22 protein-coding genes are annotated in these 21,197 nt (G+C 62.2%); 12 read left to right on the top strand and 10 right to left on the bottom strand.

What is annotated here, in order from left to right; all coding sequences use genetic code 11:
- Nucleotides 1-3: 3 nt before the first annotated feature.
- Nucleotides 4-363 (top strand): YciI family protein, encoded by a 360-nt coding sequence (locus ACPYOJ_RS10770; protein WP_168828947.1) that lies wholly within the window; start codon nucleotides 4-6, stop codon nucleotides 361-363.
- 3 nt (nucleotides 364-366) lie between these two features.
- Nucleotides 367-1,611, top strand: coding sequence for an RNA polymerase sigma factor (locus ACPYOJ_RS10775; RefSeq protein ID WP_481416244.1), 1,245 nt, complete (start codon nucleotides 367-369; stop codon nucleotides 1,609-1,611).
- On the opposite strand, the gene ACPYOJ_RS10780 is transcribed toward ACPYOJ_RS10775, so the two are convergent.
- A complete protein-coding gene (locus tag ACPYOJ_RS10780) occupies nucleotides 1,579-2,541 on the bottom strand; it encodes a lysylphosphatidylglycerol synthase domain-containing protein (protein ID WP_481416245.1) in 963 nt (320 codons plus the stop codon). The genes ACPYOJ_RS10775 and ACPYOJ_RS10780 overlap by 33 nt on opposite strands.
- A gap of 75 nt (nucleotides 2,542-2,616) precedes the next feature.
- Here ACPYOJ_RS10780 and ACPYOJ_RS10785 point away from each other — a divergent pair, with 75 nt between their 5' ends.
- Genes ACPYOJ_RS10785 through ACPYOJ_RS10795 form a run of 3 tightly spaced genes read left to right on the top strand, consistent with a single transcriptional unit; the run spans nucleotide 2,617 to nucleotide 6,644 of the window.
- Complete coding sequence (locus ACPYOJ_RS10785; RefSeq protein WP_481416246.1) at nucleotides 2,617-3,630, top strand: glycosyltransferase family 2 protein; 1,014 nt, start codon at nucleotides 2,617-2,619, stop codon at nucleotides 3,628-3,630.
- A gap of 19 nt (nucleotides 3,631-3,649) precedes the next feature.
- Entirely contained in the window at nucleotides 3,650-5,134 is a 1,485-nt protein-coding gene (locus ACPYOJ_RS10790; protein WP_481416262.1) for a glycosyltransferase family 39 protein, read from the top strand.
- Between the two features lies 1 nt (nucleotide 5,135).
- Nucleotides 5,136-6,644 (top strand): ArnT family glycosyltransferase, encoded by a 1,509-nt coding sequence (locus ACPYOJ_RS10795; RefSeq protein WP_481416247.1) that lies wholly within the window; start codon nucleotides 5,136-5,138, stop codon nucleotides 6,642-6,644.
- Here ACPYOJ_RS10795 and ACPYOJ_RS10800 read toward each other — a convergent pair.
- Nucleotides 6,641-8,008 carry an aspartate aminotransferase family protein gene (locus ACPYOJ_RS10800; protein ID WP_481416248.1) on the bottom strand — a complete coding sequence of 456 codons (1,368 nt, stop codon included), beginning with the start codon at nucleotides 8,006-8,008 and terminating at the stop codon, nucleotides 6,641-6,643. The two genes, ACPYOJ_RS10795 and ACPYOJ_RS10800, sit on opposite strands and share 4 nt — an antisense overlap.
- A 53-nt stretch (nucleotides 8,009-8,061) precedes the next feature.
- Here ACPYOJ_RS10800 and ACPYOJ_RS10805 point away from each other — a divergent pair, with 53 nt between their 5' ends.
- Nucleotides 8,062-9,444, top strand: coding sequence for a glutamine synthetase family protein (locus tag ACPYOJ_RS10805; protein ID WP_481416249.1), 1,383 nt, complete (start codon nucleotides 8,062-8,064; stop codon nucleotides 9,442-9,444).
- Here the strand turns inward: ACPYOJ_RS10805 and ACPYOJ_RS10810 are convergent.
- Nucleotides 9,441-10,391, bottom strand: coding sequence for a diacylglycerol/lipid kinase family protein (locus tag ACPYOJ_RS10810; RefSeq protein WP_481416250.1), 951 nt, complete (start codon nucleotides 10,389-10,391; stop codon nucleotides 9,441-9,443). The two genes, ACPYOJ_RS10805 and ACPYOJ_RS10810, sit on opposite strands and share 4 nt — an antisense overlap.
- A 310-nt stretch (nucleotides 10,392-10,701) precedes the next feature.
- On the opposite strand from ACPYOJ_RS10810, the gene ACPYOJ_RS10815 reads away from it, so the two are divergent.
- A complete protein-coding gene (locus ACPYOJ_RS10815; RefSeq protein WP_481416251.1) occupies nucleotides 10,702-11,922 on the top strand; it encodes an MFS transporter in 1,221 nt (406 codons plus the stop codon).
- On the opposite strand, the gene ACPYOJ_RS10820 is transcribed toward ACPYOJ_RS10815, so the two are convergent.
- Nucleotides 11,890-12,285 (bottom strand): winged helix-turn-helix transcriptional regulator, encoded by a 396-nt coding sequence (locus tag ACPYOJ_RS10820; protein ID WP_481416252.1) that lies wholly within the window; start codon nucleotides 12,283-12,285, stop codon nucleotides 11,890-11,892. The two genes, ACPYOJ_RS10815 and ACPYOJ_RS10820, sit on opposite strands and share 33 nt — an antisense overlap.
- Before the next feature lie 104 nt (nucleotides 12,286-12,389).
- On the opposite strand from ACPYOJ_RS10820, the gene ACPYOJ_RS10825 reads away from it, so the two are divergent.
- Both ACPYOJ_RS10825 and mgtE read left to right on the top strand, forming a co-directional pair.
- Entirely contained in the window at nucleotides 12,390-13,403 is a 1,014-nt protein-coding gene (locus ACPYOJ_RS10825; RefSeq protein WP_481416253.1) for a zinc-binding alcohol dehydrogenase family protein, read from the top strand.
- A 284-nt stretch (nucleotides 13,404-13,687) separates the two neighbouring features.
- Complete coding sequence (gene mgtE / locus ACPYOJ_RS10830) at nucleotides 13,688-15,064, top strand: magnesium transporter (protein WP_481416254.1); 1,377 nt, start codon at nucleotides 13,688-13,690, stop codon at nucleotides 15,062-15,064.
- Here mgtE and ACPYOJ_RS10835 read toward each other — a convergent pair.
- From ACPYOJ_RS10835 to ACPYOJ_RS10855, 5 genes are all read right to left on the bottom strand, one after another.
- A complete protein-coding gene (locus ACPYOJ_RS10835; protein WP_481416255.1) occupies nucleotides 15,045-15,857 on the bottom strand; it encodes an ABC transporter ATP-binding protein in 813 nt (270 codons plus the stop codon). The two genes, mgtE and ACPYOJ_RS10835, sit on opposite strands and share 20 nt — an antisense overlap.
- The gene (locus ACPYOJ_RS10840) at nucleotides 15,850-16,851 is read right to left on the bottom strand and encodes a FecCD family ABC transporter permease (RefSeq protein WP_481416256.1); all 1,002 of its coding nucleotides are present in this window, start codon (nucleotides 16,849-16,851) and stop codon (nucleotides 15,850-15,852) included. Before ACPYOJ_RS10840 ends, ACPYOJ_RS10835 begins: the two co-directional genes overlap by 8 nt.
- Nucleotides 16,848-17,846 (bottom strand): FecCD family ABC transporter permease, encoded by a 999-nt coding sequence (locus tag ACPYOJ_RS10845; RefSeq protein WP_481416257.1) that lies wholly within the window; start codon nucleotides 17,844-17,846, stop codon nucleotides 16,848-16,850. Before ACPYOJ_RS10845 ends, ACPYOJ_RS10840 begins: the two co-directional genes overlap by 4 nt.
- A 27-nt stretch (nucleotides 17,847-17,873) precedes the next feature.
- Entirely contained in the window at nucleotides 17,874-18,806 is a 933-nt protein-coding gene (locus ACPYOJ_RS10850) for an ABC transporter substrate-binding protein (RefSeq protein ID WP_481416258.1), read from the bottom strand.
- Nucleotides 18,807-18,913: 107 nt separating this feature from the next.
- A complete protein-coding gene (locus ACPYOJ_RS10855) occupies nucleotides 18,914-19,387 on the bottom strand; it encodes an Lrp/AsnC family transcriptional regulator (RefSeq protein ID WP_481416259.1) in 474 nt (157 codons plus the stop codon).
- A 145-nt stretch (nucleotides 19,388-19,532) separates the two neighbouring features.
- Between ACPYOJ_RS10855 and ACPYOJ_RS10860 the strand changes: the two genes are divergently transcribed.
- The 3 genes from ACPYOJ_RS10860 to ACPYOJ_RS10870 all read left to right on the top strand — a co-directional run bounded on the left by ACPYOJ_RS10860 (nucleotide 19,533) and on the right by ACPYOJ_RS10870 (nucleotide 21,095).
- The gene (locus ACPYOJ_RS10860) at nucleotides 19,533-20,441 is read left to right on the top strand and encodes a DMT family transporter (protein WP_481416260.1); all 909 of its coding nucleotides are present in this window, start codon (nucleotides 19,533-19,535) and stop codon (nucleotides 20,439-20,441) included.
- Nucleotides 20,442-20,532: 91 nt separating this feature from the next.
- Nucleotides 20,533-20,730, top strand: coding sequence for a type II toxin-antitoxin system VapB family antitoxin (locus tag ACPYOJ_RS10865; RefSeq protein ID WP_168828929.1), 198 nt, complete (start codon nucleotides 20,533-20,535; stop codon nucleotides 20,728-20,730).
- Nucleotides 20,727-21,095, top strand: coding sequence for a type II toxin-antitoxin system VapC family toxin (locus ACPYOJ_RS10870; protein WP_481416261.1), 369 nt, complete (start codon nucleotides 20,727-20,729; stop codon nucleotides 21,093-21,095). The genes ACPYOJ_RS10865 and ACPYOJ_RS10870 overlap by 4 nt, the downstream gene beginning before the upstream one ends.
- Before the next feature lie 3 nt (nucleotides 21,096-21,098).
- Here ACPYOJ_RS10870 and ACPYOJ_RS10875 read toward each other — a convergent pair.
- A partial coding sequence (locus tag ACPYOJ_RS10875; protein ID WP_442196306.1) for a 4Fe-4S dicluster domain-containing protein occupies nucleotides 21,099-21,197 on the bottom strand: 99 nt, incomplete at its 5' end.

Here is a 21,197-nt window from a genome sequence, read left to right on the forward strand (position 1 = left end):
AAGATGCGCTATATTTGCTTGATCTATAATTCCGCCGACGTCGATGGCACGCTGACGCCGAAGGAAACCGACGAGATCGTCAGAGCGCATTTCAGCTTCGACGAGGAGCTTCGCCGCAAAGGCATCATGATCCATGCGGATGCGCTGGAGATGCCGGAAAAGGCGACGGTGCTCAGGGTTCGCAACAATGCCCTGCAGGCAACCGATGGGCCCTACGTCGAAACCAAGGAGCATCTTGCCGGCCTTTACGTCATCGAAGCGCCTGATGATGTGGCGGCGAAGGCGATTGCCGCGCGCATCCCTTCGGCGCGTGTTGGTGCCGTGGAACTGCGGCCGGTGCGTATGCTGACTTTACCGGAGTAGCGCTTGGAGAAACTGATCGAGGACATCTACCGGTCGCAATCGCGCAGGGTGCTGGCAACGCTCATCCGCCTGCTCGGAGATTTCGACCGTGCGGAGGAAGCGCTGCACGACGCCTTTGCGGCAGCAGCGCGCATATGGCCGCGCGATGGTGTTCCCGCCAATCCTTTCTCATGGCTTGTCTCCACCGGTCGCCACAAGGCGATCGACCATCTGCGCCGCCGCTCGCGCTTCGATGCGTCGCTCAAGGATATCGAAGACAGCCTTTACAGCGAAGCCGGGGCTACGGAGATCGGCGACATGGAGCTCATTGGCGACGACATGCTGCGGCTGATCTTCACCTGCTGCCATCCGGCCATTCCGGCCGACGCGCAGATGGCGATGGCGCTTCGCGAAGTCTGCGGGCTGACGACCGAGGAGATCGCACACGCATTCCTCGTTTCGGCCCCGACGGTCGCCCAACGCATCGTTCGGGCCAAGAGCAAGATCCGTTCAGCCGGCATTCCCTACGAAGTTCCCGACCTCGATGAACTTCCCGAACGGCTCGACCGCGTTCTGCATGTCATCTACCTGGTTTTCAACGAGGGCTATTCCGCCTCCTCGGGCGCAGAGGTGACGCGGACGGATCTGACTGGCGAGGCGATCCGGCTGGCGAGGCTGGTGGAGGAACTTCTTCCGCATCCCGATGTCGCCGGTCTTCTTTCGCTGATGTTGCTGCAGGATTCCCGCAGCCTTGCGCGGCGCGGCGAGGATGGCAGTCTGATCCTGCTTGCCGAGCAGGATCGATCGGCTTGGGATCCGCGGAAGATAAAGGAAGGCTTGAGGCTCTTGCGGCGGGCGATGGAGCCCGACGAAATCGGGCTTTATACCGTCCAGGCGGCCATCGCCGCCGAACATGCCAAGGCCCAAACGCCGGAGGCGACGAATTGGCCCCGGATTGCCGCCTGCTACGATCTGCTGATCGAAGCACAGCCTTCGCCGGTTGCCGAACTCAATCGCGCCGTGGCGATTGCAATGTCGGAGGGACCGCAGAGAGGGCTCGAGCTCATCGAGGGCATCATGGAATCCGGCAAACTCGGCAGCTATCATCTGGCGCATTCCGCACGCGCCGATTTCCTGCGGCAGCTGGACCGCAGGGAGGAATCGATCGCGGCTTACGAACGCGCCCTCTCGCTCTGCCATCAGGGACCCGAACAGGCTTTCCTGCGAAAGAGGATCTCAGAGCTGACGGCGGCGCCCGAGCGGCAGTGAGATCGCCGTTCCCGTCAGGGCGGAGACGATAATCAGCAAGTGTGCATTAATGCTCGCCTGGGCGAGCGCGGCGAGCGCCGCCTTCCCGCTCGAAGCGCCGAAGGCGACTGCGCCGGCGGTTATCCCCGCCGGATAGGTGCCGACGCCCCCCGGCGCATGGACCGGCAGCACCGAGGAAAGCTCGCCACCGAGCGCTCCGCCGAAACTTGCCGTCAGCGGCAGAACGCCCATGAGGCTGAGCGCCCAGGCGAGCACGACGACCTTCACCAGCCAGTTCACCGCTGTCATGGCCCAGGCACGTGCGAATGCAACGCCATTTACGGGCAGGCCGTTTTCGATCTCGGAAAGGAAGTGTTGCGCCTTGGCGGGAAAGAGCTTGAAGCTGATGCGCAGCAACGGTTTGCGCACAAGAAAGGCCCCAACCGGCAGCAACAGAAATGCAGCCCACAAGACCCAGGCAAGGACAGCATCCGGAGCGGCTACCGCAATCCCCATGCCTGCTGCGGCAAGCAGCGCGTGCAGGTCGAGCAGGCGCATGACAAGAAGTGCGGAGGTCCCCCGCGTCAGCGGAATGCCAAACTCCGTGCGCATGAGAACCGGAAAGCTCGTCTCGCCGGTGCGGAACGGCAGCATGATATTGAGCAGATTGTGAATCTGCGTCACGCGGAAAAGGGCGCGAAACTGACCTTTCGTCTCCCGCGGGAAATAGTCGAGAATGCGCCATGTGCGCAGGAAGTAGGTGCTGGTCAGCAATACAAGCGCCACGAGGATCGGGATGACGCCGACGGCCGCCCATTGAGCGATGATTACCGACCACCCCCAAAACCATTCGATGAAAAGCGCATAGGCAGCGACGATCGCGACTGTGAGCAGCGTCATGCGATTGCGCGCAAACCAGGATTGTCGGCTAGCGCCAACCGGAGAGTTCATGTACTAGGCTTCCTGACTTCAGCGGTCCCAAATGCCGCTCGACTGGCCATGACGGCCTTTTAGGAGCAATAAGAGTTGCAGACAACGTCCGAGTCGCTTCAAAGCGCAAATGATCTGATCCAGTCGCTTGAACTTTCGCTTGTGGTGCCGGTGTTCAACGAAGAGGAAAGTGTCGGCCCGCTCGTCGAGCGGATATGCGATGCGATGTTGGCCTACCCCAGCCGGTGGGAACTCATCCTGGTCGATGATGGCAGCACCGATGCGACCCTCGTCAACGCCCGCAAGTATGTAGGACGTGAAGGCCTTACGCTCAGGATCGTGGAGCTGCAGCGCAATTTCGGCCAGACCGCCGCAATGCAGGCCGGCATCGACACGGCGCAAGGCCGGCTGATCGCGACGATGGACGGCGATCTGCAGAACGATCCGAAGGACATTCCGTCGATGGTCTCCGAACTGGAGCGCCGCGAACTCGACCTTTTGGTCGGCTGGCGCAAGAACCGCAAGGACGGGTTGCTGCTTCGCAAGATTCCATCCTGGTGCGCCAACTACCTGATCGGCCGCATCACCGGCGTGAAGCTCCACGACTACGGCTGCAGCCTGAAGATCTACCGTGCCTCGATCATCAAGCAGGTGAAGCTGATGGGCGAAATGCACCGCTTCATCCCGGCCTGGGTCGCAGGCGTCGTCCCAAGCTCGCGCATCGGCGAAAAGGCCGTGACCCACCATGCCCGCCAGCACGGCCAGTCAAAGTATGGCATCTCACGCACCTTCCGCGTGATCCTCGACCTGCTGTCGGTGATGTTCTTCATGCGCTACAAGGCGCGGCCCGGGCATTTCTTCGGCTCTCTCGGCCTTGGTATCGGGGCGATCGCCGCGCTGATCCTGCTCTACCTCTTCTTCGACAAATTCATTATGGGCAACGATATCGGCACACGCCCGATGCTGATGGTCGGCGTCGTCCTCCTGCTATCGTCGGTGCAGTTGATCACCACCGGCATTCTGGCGGAAATGATTGCGCGCACCTACTATCGCGACGACGCGTCGCCGAACTACATCGTGCGGCAGATTTTCGATGGAAGCGACGTTTGACAAACGGCGAGGCGACTCGCTGACGCAACGTTTTGGCAGGACGATCGGCAGCGCGAGCGCGCTGCTGGCCATCTATTTCCTGTTGAACATCGCGCTTCGCGCCGCCCTGCCGCATTCCCTAGAACTCGACGAGGCGGAGCAGACCTTCTACTCGCAATATCTGCTGGCAGGCTACGGGCCGCAGCCGCCGTTCTATAACTGGCTGCAATATGCGATCATGTCCGTTGCGGGTCCGTCGATCTGGGCGCTGAGCATTCCGAAAAACCTGCTGCTCTTTCTGTGTTACGTCTTCTATGGCCTCGCCGCGCGTGAAGTGCTGAAGAGTCCGGTGCTTCAGGCGGCCGCGATGCTTGCGCTGATCACCCTGCCGCAGGTTTCCTACATGGCGCAGCAGGACCTGACGCATACGGTCGCACTGCTGTGCGCGACATCGCTCTTCCTTTTCGCCTTCTTCCGGACACTCAAGCGTCCGACCGTGCTGAGCTATCTCGTTCTCGGGATCGCGACCGGGATCGGCGTTATCTCGAAATACAATTTCGCACTGATGCCGTTCATTGCAATTGCCGCCGCGATCCCGGACCGGGAGTGGCGGCGCCGGATCTTCGACTGGAGGATTTTGCCGGCATTGACAGTCGCACTGGCGATCACATTGCCGCATCTCCTCTGGCTTTACGGGAACATCGAACTGGCGTCCGCCGGCACGCTGAGCAAGATGATCGATAGCGGAGAAGGGAATGGTGCTTTCCAAGCGGCCGAAGGCCTGCTCTCGCTTGTCATTGCGATCGTCGCGTTCGCCGCCCTCCCCGTCGCCATTTTTGCTGCCGCCTTCCGGCGCGATTTTCTGCGGGCGCTTTCGGCGGGTGATCGATGGACGCGGCTGATGGAGCGGATGATCATTATTAGCCTCATCGCGATCGTCGTGGTGATCCTGGTAACCGGCGCGACCCATATCCGCGAACGCTGGCTTGATCCGTTTCTGCTGGTCCTTCCCCTCTATTTCTTCCGCAAGCTCGAAGTGGCGGGCGGCGATTTCTCGCTTGGCATCAGGCGTTTCCTGGGCTCTGTCCCCGTGCTGATGACGCTCGTGATGGTCATACTTGCCGCAAGGGTCGCCGGAGCGGAATACATCGGTTCGTATACGAAGCTGAACGTTCCCTTCGCGGACTTCGCCAAGACGGTGACCAAACAGCGGCGCCCTGCCCTCATCATCGCGAGCGACAGATGGCTCGGCGGGAATCTTCGGCTTCAATGGCCGGACGTACCGGTCATGATCTCCGGCTTTCCCGGTCCGGGCATCCCGGTGGACGCTACCGCGGAACGACCGCTGCTTTTCGTCTGGCGCGGACCGACTCCGAAGGATGCGGCAATGCCGGCCGGCCTGTCGACGTGGCTGAAGAACAGCGGCATCGAACCGGATGAGATCGGCACGCTTGCGCTTCCCTACCACTTCGGCAAGGACGGCGACACGTTTGCGCTCGGCTACGCCTGGCTTGAACGGAAATGAAATGACCGAGCGCAGCTACGCGACCCGCCAGATCGATATGCGATGGGTTTTTGCCCTGCTTGCCGCATATTTTTTGGTCCAGATCGCGGTCCGCATAGCGATGCCGCCGACGCTCGGGCTTGATGAAGCGGAGCAGTCCTTCCGCTCGCAATGGCTTGCCGCTGGCTATGGTCCCCAGCCGCCGTTCTATAACTGGCTGCAATATGCCGCCTTTTCGCTCAGCGGCGTCTCGCTGCTGTCGCTGGCCGTTGTCAAGAATACGCTGCTGTTTGCCTCCTACGTCCTTTACGGCCTCACGGCCCGGATGATCCTGAAGAGCAGCATGCTCGCGGCAATCGCGATGCTCGGGCTTCTGACGCTTCCGCAGATCGCGTTCGAAATGCAGCGCGACCTGACGCACACGGTCGCCGTGTTCTTCTCCGGCTGCCTGTTTCTTTACGGATTTGTCCGCTCGCTCAAAAAGCCGGACATGCTGTCATATTTCGTGGCGGGCGTCGGCCTGGGCATCGGCCTGCTGTCGAAATACAATTTCGCCCTCCTGCCCGCCTCGGCGCTTCTGGCGGCGTTGCTCGACCCTGAGATGCGCAAGCGCGTTTTCGACTGGCGCACGGTGGTGACCGCCGTCGCTGCGCTCGTCATCACCCTGCCGCATCTCTTCTGGCTCAAGGACAACCTCGGCTTCGCCACAGCCCGGACACTGGAGAAACTGACGGACAGCGGCAACGCGAGCTACCTCGTGCAGGTCGCGATGGGCTCCGGCTCACTCATACTGGCCGTGATCGGCTTTTGCGCCGTGGCAATGCTGGTCTTCGCGATCGCGTTCGGCAAGCCGTTTTTCTCGGCCGTCTCCGGCAGATCGGAATGGACGCGGCTCTTCGAGCGCATGATGCTCTTTGCCATCCTCGGCATCCTCCTTCTGGTCGTCTTCGGCGGAGCAGCCCATGTCAAAGACCGCTGGCTGGTTCCACTCTTCTTTGTCGCGCCCCTTTATCTCTGCCTGAAAATCGAGGCGTCGAACGTCCATGTTCCGAATGCCTTGCGGCGCCTCATGCCGATCATCGCGACGATCATGATCGCAGTTCCCGGGATCCTCTTCGGTCGTATTGCGGCGGCAAGTCTCAACGGCGATTATGAGCGCCTGAATACGCCCTATGCGCGGCTTGCCGCCGCACTCCGGCAACAGGGCGAACCGAGTGCGATTGTGGCGGAAAGCAGCCTCCTTGCCGGAAATTTGCGGAAGGATCTCCTGCCGGTCACCGTGATTTCACTGGACTACCCGGGGTTCACGCCTGCAGTCCCGATCTCGAAACAGCACCCAATTCTCATCGTCTGGCAGTTGGGTCGAAAAGAAGGCGGTGCCCTACCCGCTAAAGCTGCCGAATGGCTGAGATCGGTTGCGGAGTTGACCGGCGTCACGCCCAAAGTTTCGACGATCGAGATTCCATATTACTACGCCCACAACGACGATTCCTACCGTTTCGGCTACGCGTGGGTCGCGCCTGCCGATTAGGGTCTCAAATCAGCCCAAGCAGCATCGAGGGCGATCTTTGCGATCCGCGCCATTTCGTCCACTTCCTCGTGGCTGATTACCAGCGGCGGAGACGCCAGCATACGGTCGGCGGTCGCTCGCAACACGAGACCGTTCGCGAGCGCATGGTTGCGGATCAGGGCACCGATCGCGTCGGGCTTTTCGAAGCGAGTGCGCGTCTTCTTACTGGCCGTCAATTGCAGGCCACCCATCAGGCCGATGCTGACGGCTTCGCCGACGAGGTCGTGGTCTTGGAGGGCGCTCCAGGCGTTGCCGAAATATGGGCCGATGTCGTCGCGGACGCGATCGACCAGCTTTTCCTCCTCGATGATGCGCAGGTTTTCGAGTGCCGCCGCGGCGCAGACCGGGTGGCCGGAATAGGTGAAGCCGTGGTTGAACTCGCCGACCTCGTTGATCAGCACATCGGCGATGCGATCGCTGACGAGCACGCCGCCGATCGGCAGATAACCCGACGACAGGCCCTTGGCGATCGGCGCGAAATCGGGCTCGACGCCGAAATACTGATGGCCAAACCATTCGCCCAGCCGCCCGAAACCGCAGATCACTTCGTCGGAGACGAGCAGGATGTTGCGGGCCTTGCAGATGCGGGCAATTTCCGGCCAATAGGTCTCCGGCGGGATGATGACGCCCGCAGCACCCTGGATCGGCTCCGCCGCGAAGGCGGCGACATTGTCTTCGCCCAGTTCATCGATCTTCGCCTCCAGTTCGCAAGCGACCTTGAGGCCGAACTCGGCAGGCGAGAGATCGCCGCCTTCGCCATACCAATAAGGCTGGCCGATATGGGCGATGCCTGATATCGGCAGATCGCCCTGCTCGTGCATGTATTTCATGCCGCCCAGGCTGGCGCCGGCGACGGTCGAACCGTGGTAGCCGTTCTTCCGGGCGATCACGATCTTCTTCGAGGGCTTGCCGACCGCGCTCCAGTAGACGCGCGCCATGCGGAACCAGGTGTCGTTCGCTTCCGATCCCGAGCCGGTGAAGAAGACATGGTTGAAGCGCGGACCGGCATGCGACGTCACCTTCTCGGAGAGCAGCGTCGTGGGTATGGTCGTGGTGCCGAAGAAGGTGTTGTAGTAGGGCAGCTCATTCATCTGCCGCATGACGGCATCGGCGATCTCCTTGCGGCCATAGCCGACATTGACGCACCAGAGGCCAGCAAAACCGTCCAGATACTTCTTGCCCTGGCTATCCCAGATGTAGACGCCCTCGCCGCGCTGGATGATGCGCGTGCCGTCGGCGTTCAGCTTCTTCATGTCGGAGAAGGGATGCAGATGATGGGCGGCATCGATGGCGGCGAGATTTGAGAGCGGGTAAGTATCGGACATGATTTGCAAAACACCCTCTGAGATTGAAAGGCTCGTCTCAATGAGCTACGACCTTGGCCTTGTCCGAGGGGATTTTCAAGATCATGACGGCTGACATCGTGCACGGCAAAGCTGCGGAGGGCGAACCGCGGATCGAGATCCTGATCGTCGGCATGAACGGGGACCTGCGCGGCAAGCAGATCCCCCTCGACGCGCAGAAGAAAATCTGGGCGGGCGAAGTGCGCCTGCCCACCTCGACGCAATCGCTGGATATCTGGGGCGACGACAACGACGACATCACCGGTCTGTCCCTGACGATCGGCGATCCGGACGGCAACTGCTTTCCCGATGCGCGCAGCCTTGCACCGATGCCCTGGGCGCCGGAAGGCTCGCTGCAGGTGCTCGCCACGATGCACGAACTCGACGGCAGCCCGAGCTTCATGGATCCGCGGGCAATCCTGGCCGCCGTGCTGAAGCGCTATGATGAGCGCGGTCTCACGCCGGTCGTCGCGACGGAGCTCGAATTCTACGTGGTGGAGCCGGACTGGCGGGACACCGGTCGGCCTTCGCCGCCGAAGAGCCTCAGCTATCGCGGCGAGCCGAACGGTTTCCAGCTCTATGACATGAGCGCCGTCGATGCGCTCCATGACTATCTCCAGACGGTGCGTGCCTATGCCAAAGCGCAGAACCTGCCGGCGGATGCGACGACGGCCGAGTTCGGCCCCGGACAGTTCGAGATCAACCTGCTGCACCGGCCCGATGCCCTGGCGGCCGCCGACGACTGCATTTACCTCAAGCGCATCGCCGAACAGGCGGCGCGCAAGCACGGCTTAAAATCGACCTGCATGGCCAAGCCCTATTCCGACCACGCCGGTTCGGGGCTGCATGTGCATGCCAGCATCATCGACAAGGATGGCCGCAACATCCTCGACGCGAAGGGCGGAGAGCCGAAGAGACTGAAATCCGTCTGTGCCGGACTGCTCAACACGATGCAGGAGGCGCAGCTGATCTTCGCGCCCTTCGCCAACTCCTATCGCCGTTTTCAGCCGGGCTCCTTCGCCCCGGTCGATCTAACCTGGGGCACAGGACACCGTGGCACGGCAATCCGGATTCCCGACGCCAACGGGCCGGCAGCGCGCATCGAGCATCGCGTCGCCGGGGCGGATGCCAATCCGTATCTGCTGCTCGCGGCAATTCTCGGCGGAATGCTGCTCGGCCTCGACAACGAGCTTGATCCCGGCGAAGAGACGACGCCGTCCCATGTCCCGGAGAATACGGAACGGCTGACGCATGATTTTCTGACGGCGGTCGAAGCCTTCCGCGCGTCGCCCTTCATCAAGGATGCCTTCGGCGAGCGCTATCAGAAGCTCTATGGCGACACGAAATACAAGGAGGCGCTGGCCTATCTGCGTACCGTGTCGGATTTCGACTACCGGACCTATCTGCCGCGAATTTAGAGCCACGCAGCCGGTTCGCGGCGTTCGGCCTCTTCCATCTGCGAGGCAAGGCCCTGTTTTACGAGCACCTTCAGTTCCTCGGGATGCAGCTTGATGAAAACGTCGCGCTCGAGCGGCAGAAGCTCGCCGTCCATGACACAGTTTGCCTTGGCACGCAGCTTGGGGAAATGGAGATGGACTTCCGCCGGATGCATGATCATCACGTCGGCATTTTCCCTCACTTTGCCTCTTAGCAGATCGACTGCCAAGCGTGCGACGCCAAGCGGTTTCAAGGGGTTGGCGGTATAAAAACCCAGTTCGCCGCTGGTGAGGCTGTCTGCATAAAGCAGGGCGTTCGCGCCGAAGGGGTTGTTTGACACCGAGACGGCGGATACCCGTCGACGCTCGTGAACGCCGGCCGCTTCAAAATCGACCTCGAATTCGGGCGGATTCAGAATGACGCCGAAGGCTGCACGGACGCTGGCGCGCATCTTGCCGAGGCGGGAGCGGTAACTAAAGGAGTTGCGGTAGCGCACCATACGCGCGTGCAGCCCCGCCGAAAACTGGTGGATGAAGGGCCGGCCGTTGGCGCTGGCAATGTCGACGTGATCGACTTCGCCAAAGGCCAAGGTATCAAGCGCCTGCCAGATATCGAGCGGGACCTTCAGTGAGCGGGCGAAAAGGTTCATGGTGCCGGCGGGGATCACGCCAAGGGCGACACCGTTCTTCCAGGCGATCGAGGCCGCTGCCGAAATGGTGCCGTCGCCGCCGCCGGCAACGATGCCGTCGATGTCGTCGCGCCGGGCAGCGCGCTCCATAGCGGGAACGATCTCCCTGCCGGAAAAGACGATGGCCTCGAAGTCATGCCCCGCTTCCCGGAAGGTCGCCTCCGCCCGCTTCTCATAGGCCTCCATATCCGTGGTTCTGAAGGTACCGCCGTCTTTGTTGAAAAAACCTACAAGCTTCATCAGGCGTGCTGCTCCCGCATCGCGCGTCTCAGTCCTGTGTGCGTAAGTTGGTCTGAGCCTCTTTCATTTCAAGCGCCGTGTGCCCGCGGCGAGGCAGGTCCGCGAAACGCACAAACGCAAATATTGCAACGGACATATGCAGATAGCAGGACGCTGCACTGCAAAAAACGCACTCGACGCTTTGCGGGCAATCAGGGATAGAGTGGAAGATGGAGGTACGTACCTCCCTTCCCGCCATAGCCCGGCCAACCGTCCTGCGAACACGAAGCTTCCGGATCGTTTGCCATTGAGACATGCCTCAGGAGCTCCCGTGAGCCAGATCGCCGTAGACGATTCCATCGATTCCAGTCCGGTTTCCGAAGCCCCCTCGCCCATGGCAGTCGCGCTGGTGCAGCTGGCGCTCGCCTGTGGCGGCTTCGGCATTGGCACGGGTGAGTTCGCAATCATGGGCCTGCTGCCGAATGTGGCCGATACTTTTTCGGTCACGACACCGCAGGCCGGTTATGTCATCAGCGCCTATGCGCTCGGCGTCGTCATCGGCGCTCCGGTGATTGCGGTCCTTGCGGCCAAGATGGTGCGCCGTTCGCTGCTTCTTCTGCTGATGGGCATTTTCGCTGTGGGCAATATTCTAAGCGCCTTAGCGCCGACCTTCGAGAGCTTCATCATACTGCGTTTCATCACCGGCCTTCCGCATGGCGCCTATTTCGGCGTCGCCGCGATTGTCGCCGCGTCGATGGTGCCAGTGCACAAGCGAGCCCGCGCCGTCGGCCGGGTAATGCTCGGCCTTACGATCGCAACCCTGCTCGGCACGCCACTCGCAACCGTCTTCGGCCAGTCGCTTGACTGGCGCGTCGCCTTCACGTCGGTAGGCGTCATCGGGCTCGTGACAGTGGCGCTCATCTGGTACTACGTGCCGCGTGATCAGGTGGATGACGGCGCAAGCTTCCTGCGCGAACTCGGCGCCTTCCGGCGGCCGCAAGTCTTGCTGACGCTCGGGATCGCAGCGGTCGGTTATGGCGGCATGTTCGCGATGTTCAGCTATATCGCCGGCACCACGATGAAGGTCGCGATGCTGCCCGAAAGCATGGTCGCTGTGATGATGATCCTCTTCGGCCTCGGCATGAACGCCGGCAACATCGTTGGCTCCTGGCTCGCCGACAAATCGATCATGGGCACAATCGGCGGCTCGCTGGTCTTCAACATCGTCGTGCTGACGCTGTTTTCGCTGACCGCCTCAAGCCCGTTCATGCTGGCGCTCTGCGTCTTCCTCGTCGGCTGCGGCTTTGCCGCCGGTCCTGCCCTGCAGACCCGGCTAATGGATGTTGCGGCCGATGCGCAGACGCTTGCCGCCGCCTCCAATCACTCCGCCTTCAACATCGCCAATGCCCTCGGAGCCTGGCTCGGCGGTCTGGTCATCGCTTGGGGCTACGGCTTTGCAGCCACCGGTTATGTCGGCGCGTTCCTGTCGTTCCTCGGAATGTTCGTGTTCGCCGCCTCGCTACGCCTCGAGCGCCGCAACGGAAGCGCATGACGGATCGCGCAGCTCCATGCCCTCGGGGCGGCAGAAGACATATTCGTCGCCCCAGGCCGCCAGCGCACGAATGACCGGCTTCAGCGTTTCGCCGAGCGGGGTCAGCGCATATTCCACGCGCGGCGGCACGACCGGATAGACGGTGCGCGAAACGAGACCGGATTCTTCCAGTTCGCGCAACTGCTTGGTGAGCATCCGCTGCGTCACTGCCGGGAGCTTGCGGCGCAGCTCGTTGAAGCGCAGCGTTCCATCCATCAGATGGAACAGGATCACGCCCTTCCACTTTCCATCCAGATAGCTCAGCGTTGCTTCGACTGGGCAGCCGGGGAAATTCTTCGTCAGCTTGGCGCGGGGCAGCGACATTCGACAGTATCCTTTTTGGTACTACGTACAGAATTTGTGCATTCTTGCGCTTATAGAGCATAAGACGCATCTAGCCTCCGTGCAACGAACACAGGAGTTTCCCCATGCGCGCCGTCGCCTACAAGACCCCGCAGCCCATTTCCGCCGAAACCTCGCTGATCGACGTCGACCTGCCGGTGCCGGAAGCGATGGGACACGACCTGCTCGTGGAGATCAAGGCCGTTTCCGTCAATCCGGTCGACACGAAGGTGCGCGCCGGCGTGGCGCCCGCTGCCGATGAACTCAAGGTGCTGGGCTGGGATGCCGCCGGCATCGTCAAGGCCGTCGGGCCGGATGTCACGCTCTTCAAGGCTGGAGACGAAGTCTATTATGCTGGCGCGATCAATCGCCCTGGCTCGAATGCGGAGTTTCATCTCGTCGACGAGCGCATCGTCGGTCGCAAGCCGAAAAGCCTGGATTTCGCCGCCGCTGCCGCCCTGCCGCTGACGTCGATCACCGCCTATGAGACGCTGTTTGACCGGTTGAAGGTTCAAGATCCGGTGCCCGGCGCGGCACGTTCGTTGCTCGTCATCGGCGGTGCTGGTGGCGTCGGCTCGATCACCATCCAGATCGCCCGAGCCCTGACAGACCTGACGATCATCGCGACCGCTTCCCGTCCGGAAACGAAGGAATGGGTCAAGGAACTCGGCGCGCACCATGTCGTCGATCACTCGAGGCCGATCGCGCCGCAGATCGCGGAACTCGGCATCGGCGCGCCGGGTTTCATCTTCTCGACCACCAATACGGATTCTCACATCGTCAACATCGTCGAGGCGATCGCGCCCCAGGGCCGCTTCGCCCTGATCGATGATCCGAAGGTGCTCGATGTCGTGCCGTTCAAGCGTAAATCGGTTTCGGTGCACTGGGAGCTTATGTTTACCCGGCCGCTCTTCTCGACACCGGATATGATCGAACAGCATAAGCTGCTCAACCAGATTTCCGAGCTTATCGATAGTGGCAAGATCCGCACGACGCTCAGCGAAACCGTCGGTACGATCAACGCAGCCAACCTGAAGAAGGCGCATGCGATGATCGAGAGCGGCAGGATGAAGGGCAAGGCTGTTCTCGCCGGCTTCTGAACCGGAAACATCCGGTAAATCATGTTCTCAAAGAATGCCGCGCCTGACGGTGCGGCATTCTGCCATTAACCATCTATCCTAGTTGACTTTTTCAGTGTTCAGGACCACGTAGTATGACACGCGGATGACGCTCGTCAGCCGCGGATATCAACGGAGCCATCAATCAGATGCCAAGCGACAGTAGCAGTCGATTGCCTTTGCCGTACGCGGCCCTTTCGCGCTAACCTGGTTGCTCCGGGCTCGCCCGATCGGACGCTACGGCGGATCGACGGAAAGGCGAGCTAATGAACTTCAATCGCTTCCCCCTGCGGGCAGGGCATGCCGCCCGTTTCTTCGCCAGCGACAGCCTCGGAGCGGTCACCACCGCAGAGCGCGTCGAGCGTTTGAACGGACTCGAAATCCCGGAGGCAGCGGCCATCCTCGCTACGCTTCCGCAGCAGAAGGCCGTCCGTATTCTCGGCAGGCCGGAACTGCACAACGCTGCCGCAATCCTCGCCGAAATGCCGGTCGAGCATGCCGCGCGGCTGCTGAACTCTACCGCGAACGACCGCGTCGCCGACATCTTCCATGAGCTGGACGAGGATTCGCGCGCCACCCTTTTCGCGAAACTCGACCGCCCCACGGCGCTCGCCGTAAAGCACCTGATGGGCTACCCGCCGCGCACGGCAGGCGGCATCATGACGACCGAGTTCGTCAGCGTGCCGGATAGCTGGACCGTCCAGCAGACGCTCGACCACGTTCGCCGGGTCGAACGCTCACGCGAGACAGTTTATGCGATCTACGTCCTCGACGCGCTAACGCAGGTGCTGACCAATGTCGTGACACTGCGCCGCCTTATCACCGGCGATCCCGGCGAATCCGTTCTCACGGTTGCGCAGAAGGAAGGGGTTGTTCGCTGCGACCCGCTGATGACGCAGGAGGAGGTCGCACGGCTGATCCGCAAGCATAATCTTCTGGCGCTGCCGGTCGTCAGTGACGACGGCCATATGCTCGGCATCGTGACCGTCGACGACGTCATCGATACGATGATTGCCGATACGACCGAGGACGCGCAAAAATTCGGCGGCATGGAAGCGCTCGGCAAGCCCTATATGAAGGTCGGCTTCGCGGGCATGATCCGCAAGCGCGCCGGATGGCTCTGTGCCCTCTTCCTCGGCGAAATGCTGACGGCAAGCGCCATGCAGCATTTCGAAGGGGAACTCGAGAAGGCGGTCGTGCTGACGCTCTTCATTCCGCTGATCATGAGCTCGGGCGGCAACTCCGGTTCGCAGGCGACGTCGCTGATCATCCGTGCGCTGGCAGTCGGAGAACTCAAGCTGTCCGATTGGTGGCGGGTGCTGCTGCGCGAACTGCCGACCGGCTTCGTGCTCGGCGCGATCCTCGGTCTCGTCGGCCTGCTCCGCGTCATCTTCTGGCAGACGGCCGGGCTTTACGATTACGGCCCGCACTGGGTGCTTGTCGGCATCACCGTCTTTGCGGCGCTCGTCGGCATCGTCACCTTCGGCTCGATGTCGGGCTCGATGCTGCCGTTCCTGCTGCAGCGCCTGCGGCTCGATCCGGCAACGGCATCGGCTCCCTTCGTCGCGACGCTGGTCGACGTGACCGGACTGGTGATCTACTTCTCCGTTGCCCTCTTGATCCTCAGCGGGACGCTTCTCTAGCAGGGGCGAGCGGAAGGCAAAGCGGCGTGCCATTCACAGGATGCGGGACGACCGCGGCGTCGATCCCGAAGACGGCCTTGATGAGCTCCGGCGTCAGCAACTCGCCGGGGCTTCCTGCCGCGTGAATGCCGCCATCCGCAACGGCAATGATGTGATCGGCGTATTGGGCCGCGTGGTTCAGATCATGGACCACCATGACGATGGTGCAGCCGCGATCGCGATTGAGCTCGCGCAGCAGCTCCAGAACCTCCAATTGGTGTGCGATATCGAGATAGGTTGTCGGCTCATCGAGCAGCAGGATCGGCGTCTCCTGCGCTAACGCCATCGCGATCCAGGCGCGTTGCCGCTGGCCGCCCGAGAGCCGGTCGAGCGGCCGCGAAGCTAGATCGGTAAGCCCGGTGGCGGCAAGTGCTCCATCCACCACGTCCTCGTCATGCGCGCTGGTGCGCGACAGCAGGCCCTTGTGCGGATGGCGGCCGAAACGGCAGAGCTGGCGGACGGTGAGGCCATCCGGCGACACAGGACTCTGCGGCAGCAATGCGAGCTTCTGGGCGATCGCCCTGCCCTGCATCGCGGATATCTCCTTGCCGTCAAGATAGACCGTGCCTGAGGCCGGTTCGATGATGCGGCCGAGCGCCTTGAGCAGAGTGGACTTGCCGCTGCCGTTCGCACCGATCAGCGCGGTTATGCGACCATCGGGAATGGAGACATCGACACTTTCGAGCACCTGGAGAGCGGCATAGCCCAGGGTCAGCCTTTCTCCGGCAAGGCGGGATTGCGCGGCGCTACTCATGGCGGCCGGTCTCCTTGATGAGCAGGAAAATCAGATAAGGCCCGCCGATCACCGCGGCGACGATGCCGGCCGGGATCTCGTTCGGCAGCGCCACGAGCCGTCCGGCAAGATCGGCGGCCGACAGCGCGAGAGCTCCCATCAGCGCGCTCGTGGGCACGAGATGTCTGGCGTGGGGACCGACGAGGAGGCGGGCGGCATGCGGCGCAAGCAGGCCAAGAAACCCCATGCTGCCAACGCTGGCAACGGCGCCTGCGCAGAGCAGCACGGAAACGACAATCAGCCCGCCGCGCAGCCAGCCCGGCGACATGCCGAGGCTGATCAGCGTGTCGTCACCGAAACCGCCGGCATCGAGGCGCGCGGCCGCGAGCAGGAGGAGCGGCAGGCAGGCGAGCAGCCAGAGACCGAGGATCAGCACGTCGGTCCCGGAACTGCCGTAGACGCTGCCGGCAAGCCAGACCATCGACTGGTCGGCACGGGTCGGGAAGATCACCATCACATATTGCGTCAGTGCCTGCGCCAGCATGCCGAGCGCGACGCCGACGAGCGCAAGCGCCGCAATGCCGCCGCCAAAGGCACGGCCGAGGACGAGCAATAGGACGGCGCCAAGAATTGCCCCTGCCACTACCCCTGCCGGTATCGCCCAGATCGCCCAGGCGGGAGGAGCCATCATCCCGGCAAGGAAGGCGCCGAGGCCGGCGCATTTGGTGATGCCGACGACATCCGGCGAGGCCAGCGGGTTTCGGAGTGCCCCCTGCAGGAAGACGCCAGCGAGGCCGAAGGAGGCGCCCGCAAGGATCGAGACGGCAACACGCGGCGCCCGATACTGCATGACGATGAAAGCGTTCTTGCCACCGCCGATACCGTCCAGCACCTGAGCAATACTCAGCGTCACAGCCCCGATCGTCATGCCGAGAACGGCAAGGACCGCAATAAGGGAGGCGATGGTGAGGCAGACCGTCAGCGCCCGCATGTTGCGTCCGGCAAGCGCGTTCATCTGATCCGCTGCCTCCAGAGGATCAGCAAAAAAGCCGGAGCGCCGATCAGCGCAGTGACGATGCCGACCGGCATTTCGGATGGGTAGGCTGCAACGCGGCCCGCGAGATCGGCGGCATTGAGGAGCAGCGGACCGGCGATGGCGCTCAGCGCAATCAGGGTCAGCTGGTCGCCGCCGACCATGCGCCGGATGATATGCGGCACCAGCAGGCCGATGAAGCCGATCGGGCCACTGACGGCAACGGCCGAACCGGCCAGCACGACAATCAGCAGCGCCGCCAGCCCGCCGACCCGCGTGGCGTTCTGCCCGAGAGAAAGGCCTGTCGTCTCATCGAGCGCCAGCACGCCGAAATGGCGCCCGGCCAGAAGTGCTGCGCCGCCGCCGAGCAGAGTGAACGGCAGGATGATCCAGACTTTCTCCCATTGGGCGCCGTTGATCGATCCGGCCAGCCAGTAGACAATATCTTGCGCCGCATTGTTGGCGATCAGGATTGCCTGAACCAGGGCCGCAAGAACGAGCTGGATGGAAATGCCTGCGAGCGCCAGCTTCATGTCGTTCATGGCGCCCGAGACCGAAAGCGCCCACATCGCAAGCCCGACCGCCGCAGCGCCGGCGAAGGCCGGCCATACGGTGCCTGCTCCCTTCAGGGGCGGAAAAGCAATCAGGCAGAGGACGATGACAAGCGACGCCCCGGCATTGATGCCGAAGGTCTGCGGCGAGGCGAGCGGGTTGCGTGTCAGGGTCTGGATCAGCACGCCCGCGACCGCCAGATTGGCGCCGACCATGACGGCGAGCAGCGCACGCGGCAGGCGCACGTCCCAGACGAGCGCGCTGTCCGGCGAGCCATCGGGCGCGATAAAGAGGAAAAAGGCGCGCAGAACCGGCAGTTCCGAAACGCCAAAGCAGACGGCTGCGACGATCACCGCAACCAGAGCGGCAAACAGCAGGCAGCCGAGGGTGAGCGGTTGCAGCCGCCAGCCCGCCTTAACTGCCATCGCTGCCGCCTTGCCGCTCACTGCCGCTCACGCTGCGCTGTAAACCTTGGCCAGGATTTCCCGAGCAACCATCTCGGCCGTCTTCAGGCCGCGGAAGCGCGAGAACTGATTGCGGTCTACCTCGAAGATCTTGCCATCCTTGACCGCGGAAATGTTGGCGAAGGCGCTGTTGCCCTTCCACTGGTCGAGCACCGTGCCGCCGGCATCGGTTGCGACCAGCAGTACATCGGGATTGACGGCGATCAGCCGCTCGAGGCCCGCACCGCTTTCCACGGCATCGGAGGAGTCGACTGCAGGCGTCAGTCCCATCGCCTTGAAGACGGAGCCGGTGAAGGACGACGAAGTGTGGAGGCTCATGGAATCGGGCGTTGCGACCGCCAGAAGGAAGCGGCGCTTCTCGCCCGCCGGGATCTTGGTGACGAGGGCCGCGATTGCCGCTTCGTGATTTGCGACCGCCTTTTCACCCTTTGTCTTGTCGCCGAGCGCATCGGCGATTGTGACGACGCCGTCCTTGATTGTCCGGTAGCTGCCCTCCCAGCTGTTTAGCACGATCGTCGGAGCAATGGTGCTGAGCTGCGAATAGATGGCGGAATGGCGGATTTCATCGGCGATGATCAGGTCGGGCGTCAGGGCGCTGACAAGCTCGAGATTCGGCTCGAGGCGCGTGCCGACGGAGCTGTAGTCGATCTTCTTGCCGAGCAGCTGCTCGATGCGCTTCGGCTGGTTGTCGTCGGTCACGCCGACCGGCACAACCCCGATGGCGTCCAGCGCCTGGACGAACGAGAATTCCAGCGCGACGACGCGCTGCGGTTTGCCACTGATCTCCGTCGAGCCGAGCTGGTGCTTGATCGTGCGGGCTGAATCTTGCGCGAAGGCCGGCCTGGTTGCGGCTGCCGCTGCGGCGGCGCCGAGGAGGAGGCCAAAATGGCGGCGTGAAATCGGGTTCTGCAATATGCTCATGTCAAACTCCCAGCTGAAACGGGCGACGGGAGGCAGCTCCCGCTTTTAAATTTTCCGCTACAGAATTGACGTGCAGACTTCAAGTAAAGTTTACAAAAAAACTCACCTTATTTTCCTTCGGGCAGCTTCAACGGCCCGTGAGTCTTCATGCTGCGAATGGCGAAGTTCGAGCGGATGTCGCTGACATTCGGCAAGGTCAGCAGCGTATCGGTGAGAAGCCGCTCGTAAGCGGCCAGGTCCTCGACCACGACTTCCGCCAGGAAGTCCGCCGTTCCTGAGATCAGGAAACACGAGACCACTTCGGGAATGGCAAGCAATGCCGCCTCCTGCGCCTGCGCGTTCTCGCGGCTGTGGTGGGCGACCTTAAGTTCGACAAAAACCGTCAAGCCGAGGCCAACCTCCTTGCGATCGATATCAGCGCGGTAGCCGCGGATGACGCCCGTCTTTTCGAGGTTGCGGATTCGGCGCAGGCAGGGGGACGGCGACAGATTGACCTTCTCGGCAATCTCGACGTTGGTCGCCCGCGCATCCTCCTGAAGACACTTCAGGATCGCTAAGTCGAATTTATCCAAATTTGGCATGATTGCTAAATTCCTTCGCATATTTTGGCAGATCATTGCTTACGGTACCGCTTTCGCGCCATAGATAGCAAGGACATGCCCCGCACTCCTCGCCTATTCTTTTCTCAACCGGACAGCGATCCGATGACAATGAGAGGATAGATCCATGAGCGTCCTTGCCTTCACCAACAATGCCAAATCCGCCTCGACGTCCGTCGGATATGCGGGAGCCGCTGTTACGGTCCTGATCTGGGCGGCCTGGATCCTTGCGACACGTCACAGCGCGGCAACACAGCTCGGGACGATCGATATCGGTCTGATCCGCTACGGCATCCCGGCGCTCGTGCTGGCACCGGTCTGGCTAAAAACCGGCCTGCTACCGAAGGGGGTGCCGCTTGGCCTGCTTGCCATGATGGTTTCCGGCGCCGGCGCCGTCTTCTTCCAGCTGACCACTTCGGCGATTCATTCGACCCCTGCCTCTGCGGCCGGAATCCTGCTCGGTGGCTCCATGCCGCTCGCTGCCGCCCTCATCGGCGTCGTCATTTTCCGCGAACGACCGGATGTCTCGCGCTGGCTAGGATTGGCGGCGATCGTCGTGGGCGTCGCCATTCTGCTCGTCCGCAGCCTTGCAGGGACTGCCCTCCCCTGGACCAGCTTCGTCCTGTTGCCGATGGGCGCAATCCTCTGGGCAGCCTACACGCACGCCTTCCGGCGCTCGGGCCTGACCGCAGTGCAGGCAAGCGCGATCATCGCCATCTGGTCATTTCTGATCCACGCCGGCCTTGCCTTCATCTTCGGCACCTCCATCGCGAGCGCCCCGCTTGCCGAGGTCGGCCTGCAGATGCTGACCCAAGGTGTCCTCTCGGGTCTTGCCGCAACCGTTGCCTATGGCCTTGCCGTGCATGCATTGGGTGGCACGCAGGCGGCGGCCTTCACGGCGATCACGCCGGTGCTGGCCACGATCGGCGCCGGCGTGCTGCTCGGAGAGGAAATCGGTGTTGCGGAAATATCGGCCGCCGTCATCACCGGGATCGGCGTTGCGCTTTCGACCGGCATCGCGGCTCGGGGGCGCTAGAAAAGCCAGTAGTGCCCGCCGGGTGCCCGCTTTGCCGATGCATTGAAAGCCGCATCATGTGATGCTAATTTTGATGCGTAGGAGACAGGTGATGCGCACAACGTTAAGCATCGACGACGAACTTTTGTCAAAAGCGCGTGACGCGACCGGTATTGCGGAAACGTCCTTGATTGTTCGGGAAGCGCTCCGCGCTCTCGTAGAACGCGAGGCGGCGCGGACGCTTGCCCGGCTCGGCGGCAGCGCACCCAATTTGGTTGCACCGCCGCGCCGCAGGCTGGGCGACGAATGATCCTTGTCGACACCTCGGTATGGGTCGACCATCTGCGGGCAAGTGATCCAAATTTGCGCGATTTTCTGGAAGCACGGGAAGTTCTCTCTCATCCTTTCATTATCGGTGAAATCAGCCTCGGCAACCTACCGCAATATGACCTGGTGCTGAGCAGCCTTGAGCTTTTGCCGAAGGCCGTCAAAGCGTCAGATGAAGATGTTCTCCACCTTATCAAACAGCGAAAGCTTTACGGCATAGGCATCGGCTATGTCGACGCACACCTGCTGGCCTCCGTCCTGCTGACACCTGAAGCACGTCTCTGGACCAGAGATAAACGACTCGAAAAGACGGCGTCGGCGTTGGGCGTGAGCCTGAGCAACGCCTGAACTTCACATGTTCGGATAGACCGGTCCCTCGCCGCCCTGCGGCGGCACCCAGTTGATGTTCTGGTTGGGGTCCTTGATGTCGCAGGTCTTGCAGTGGACGCA

This window comes from Rhizobium sp. SVR5-9E (assembly GCF_056755095.1).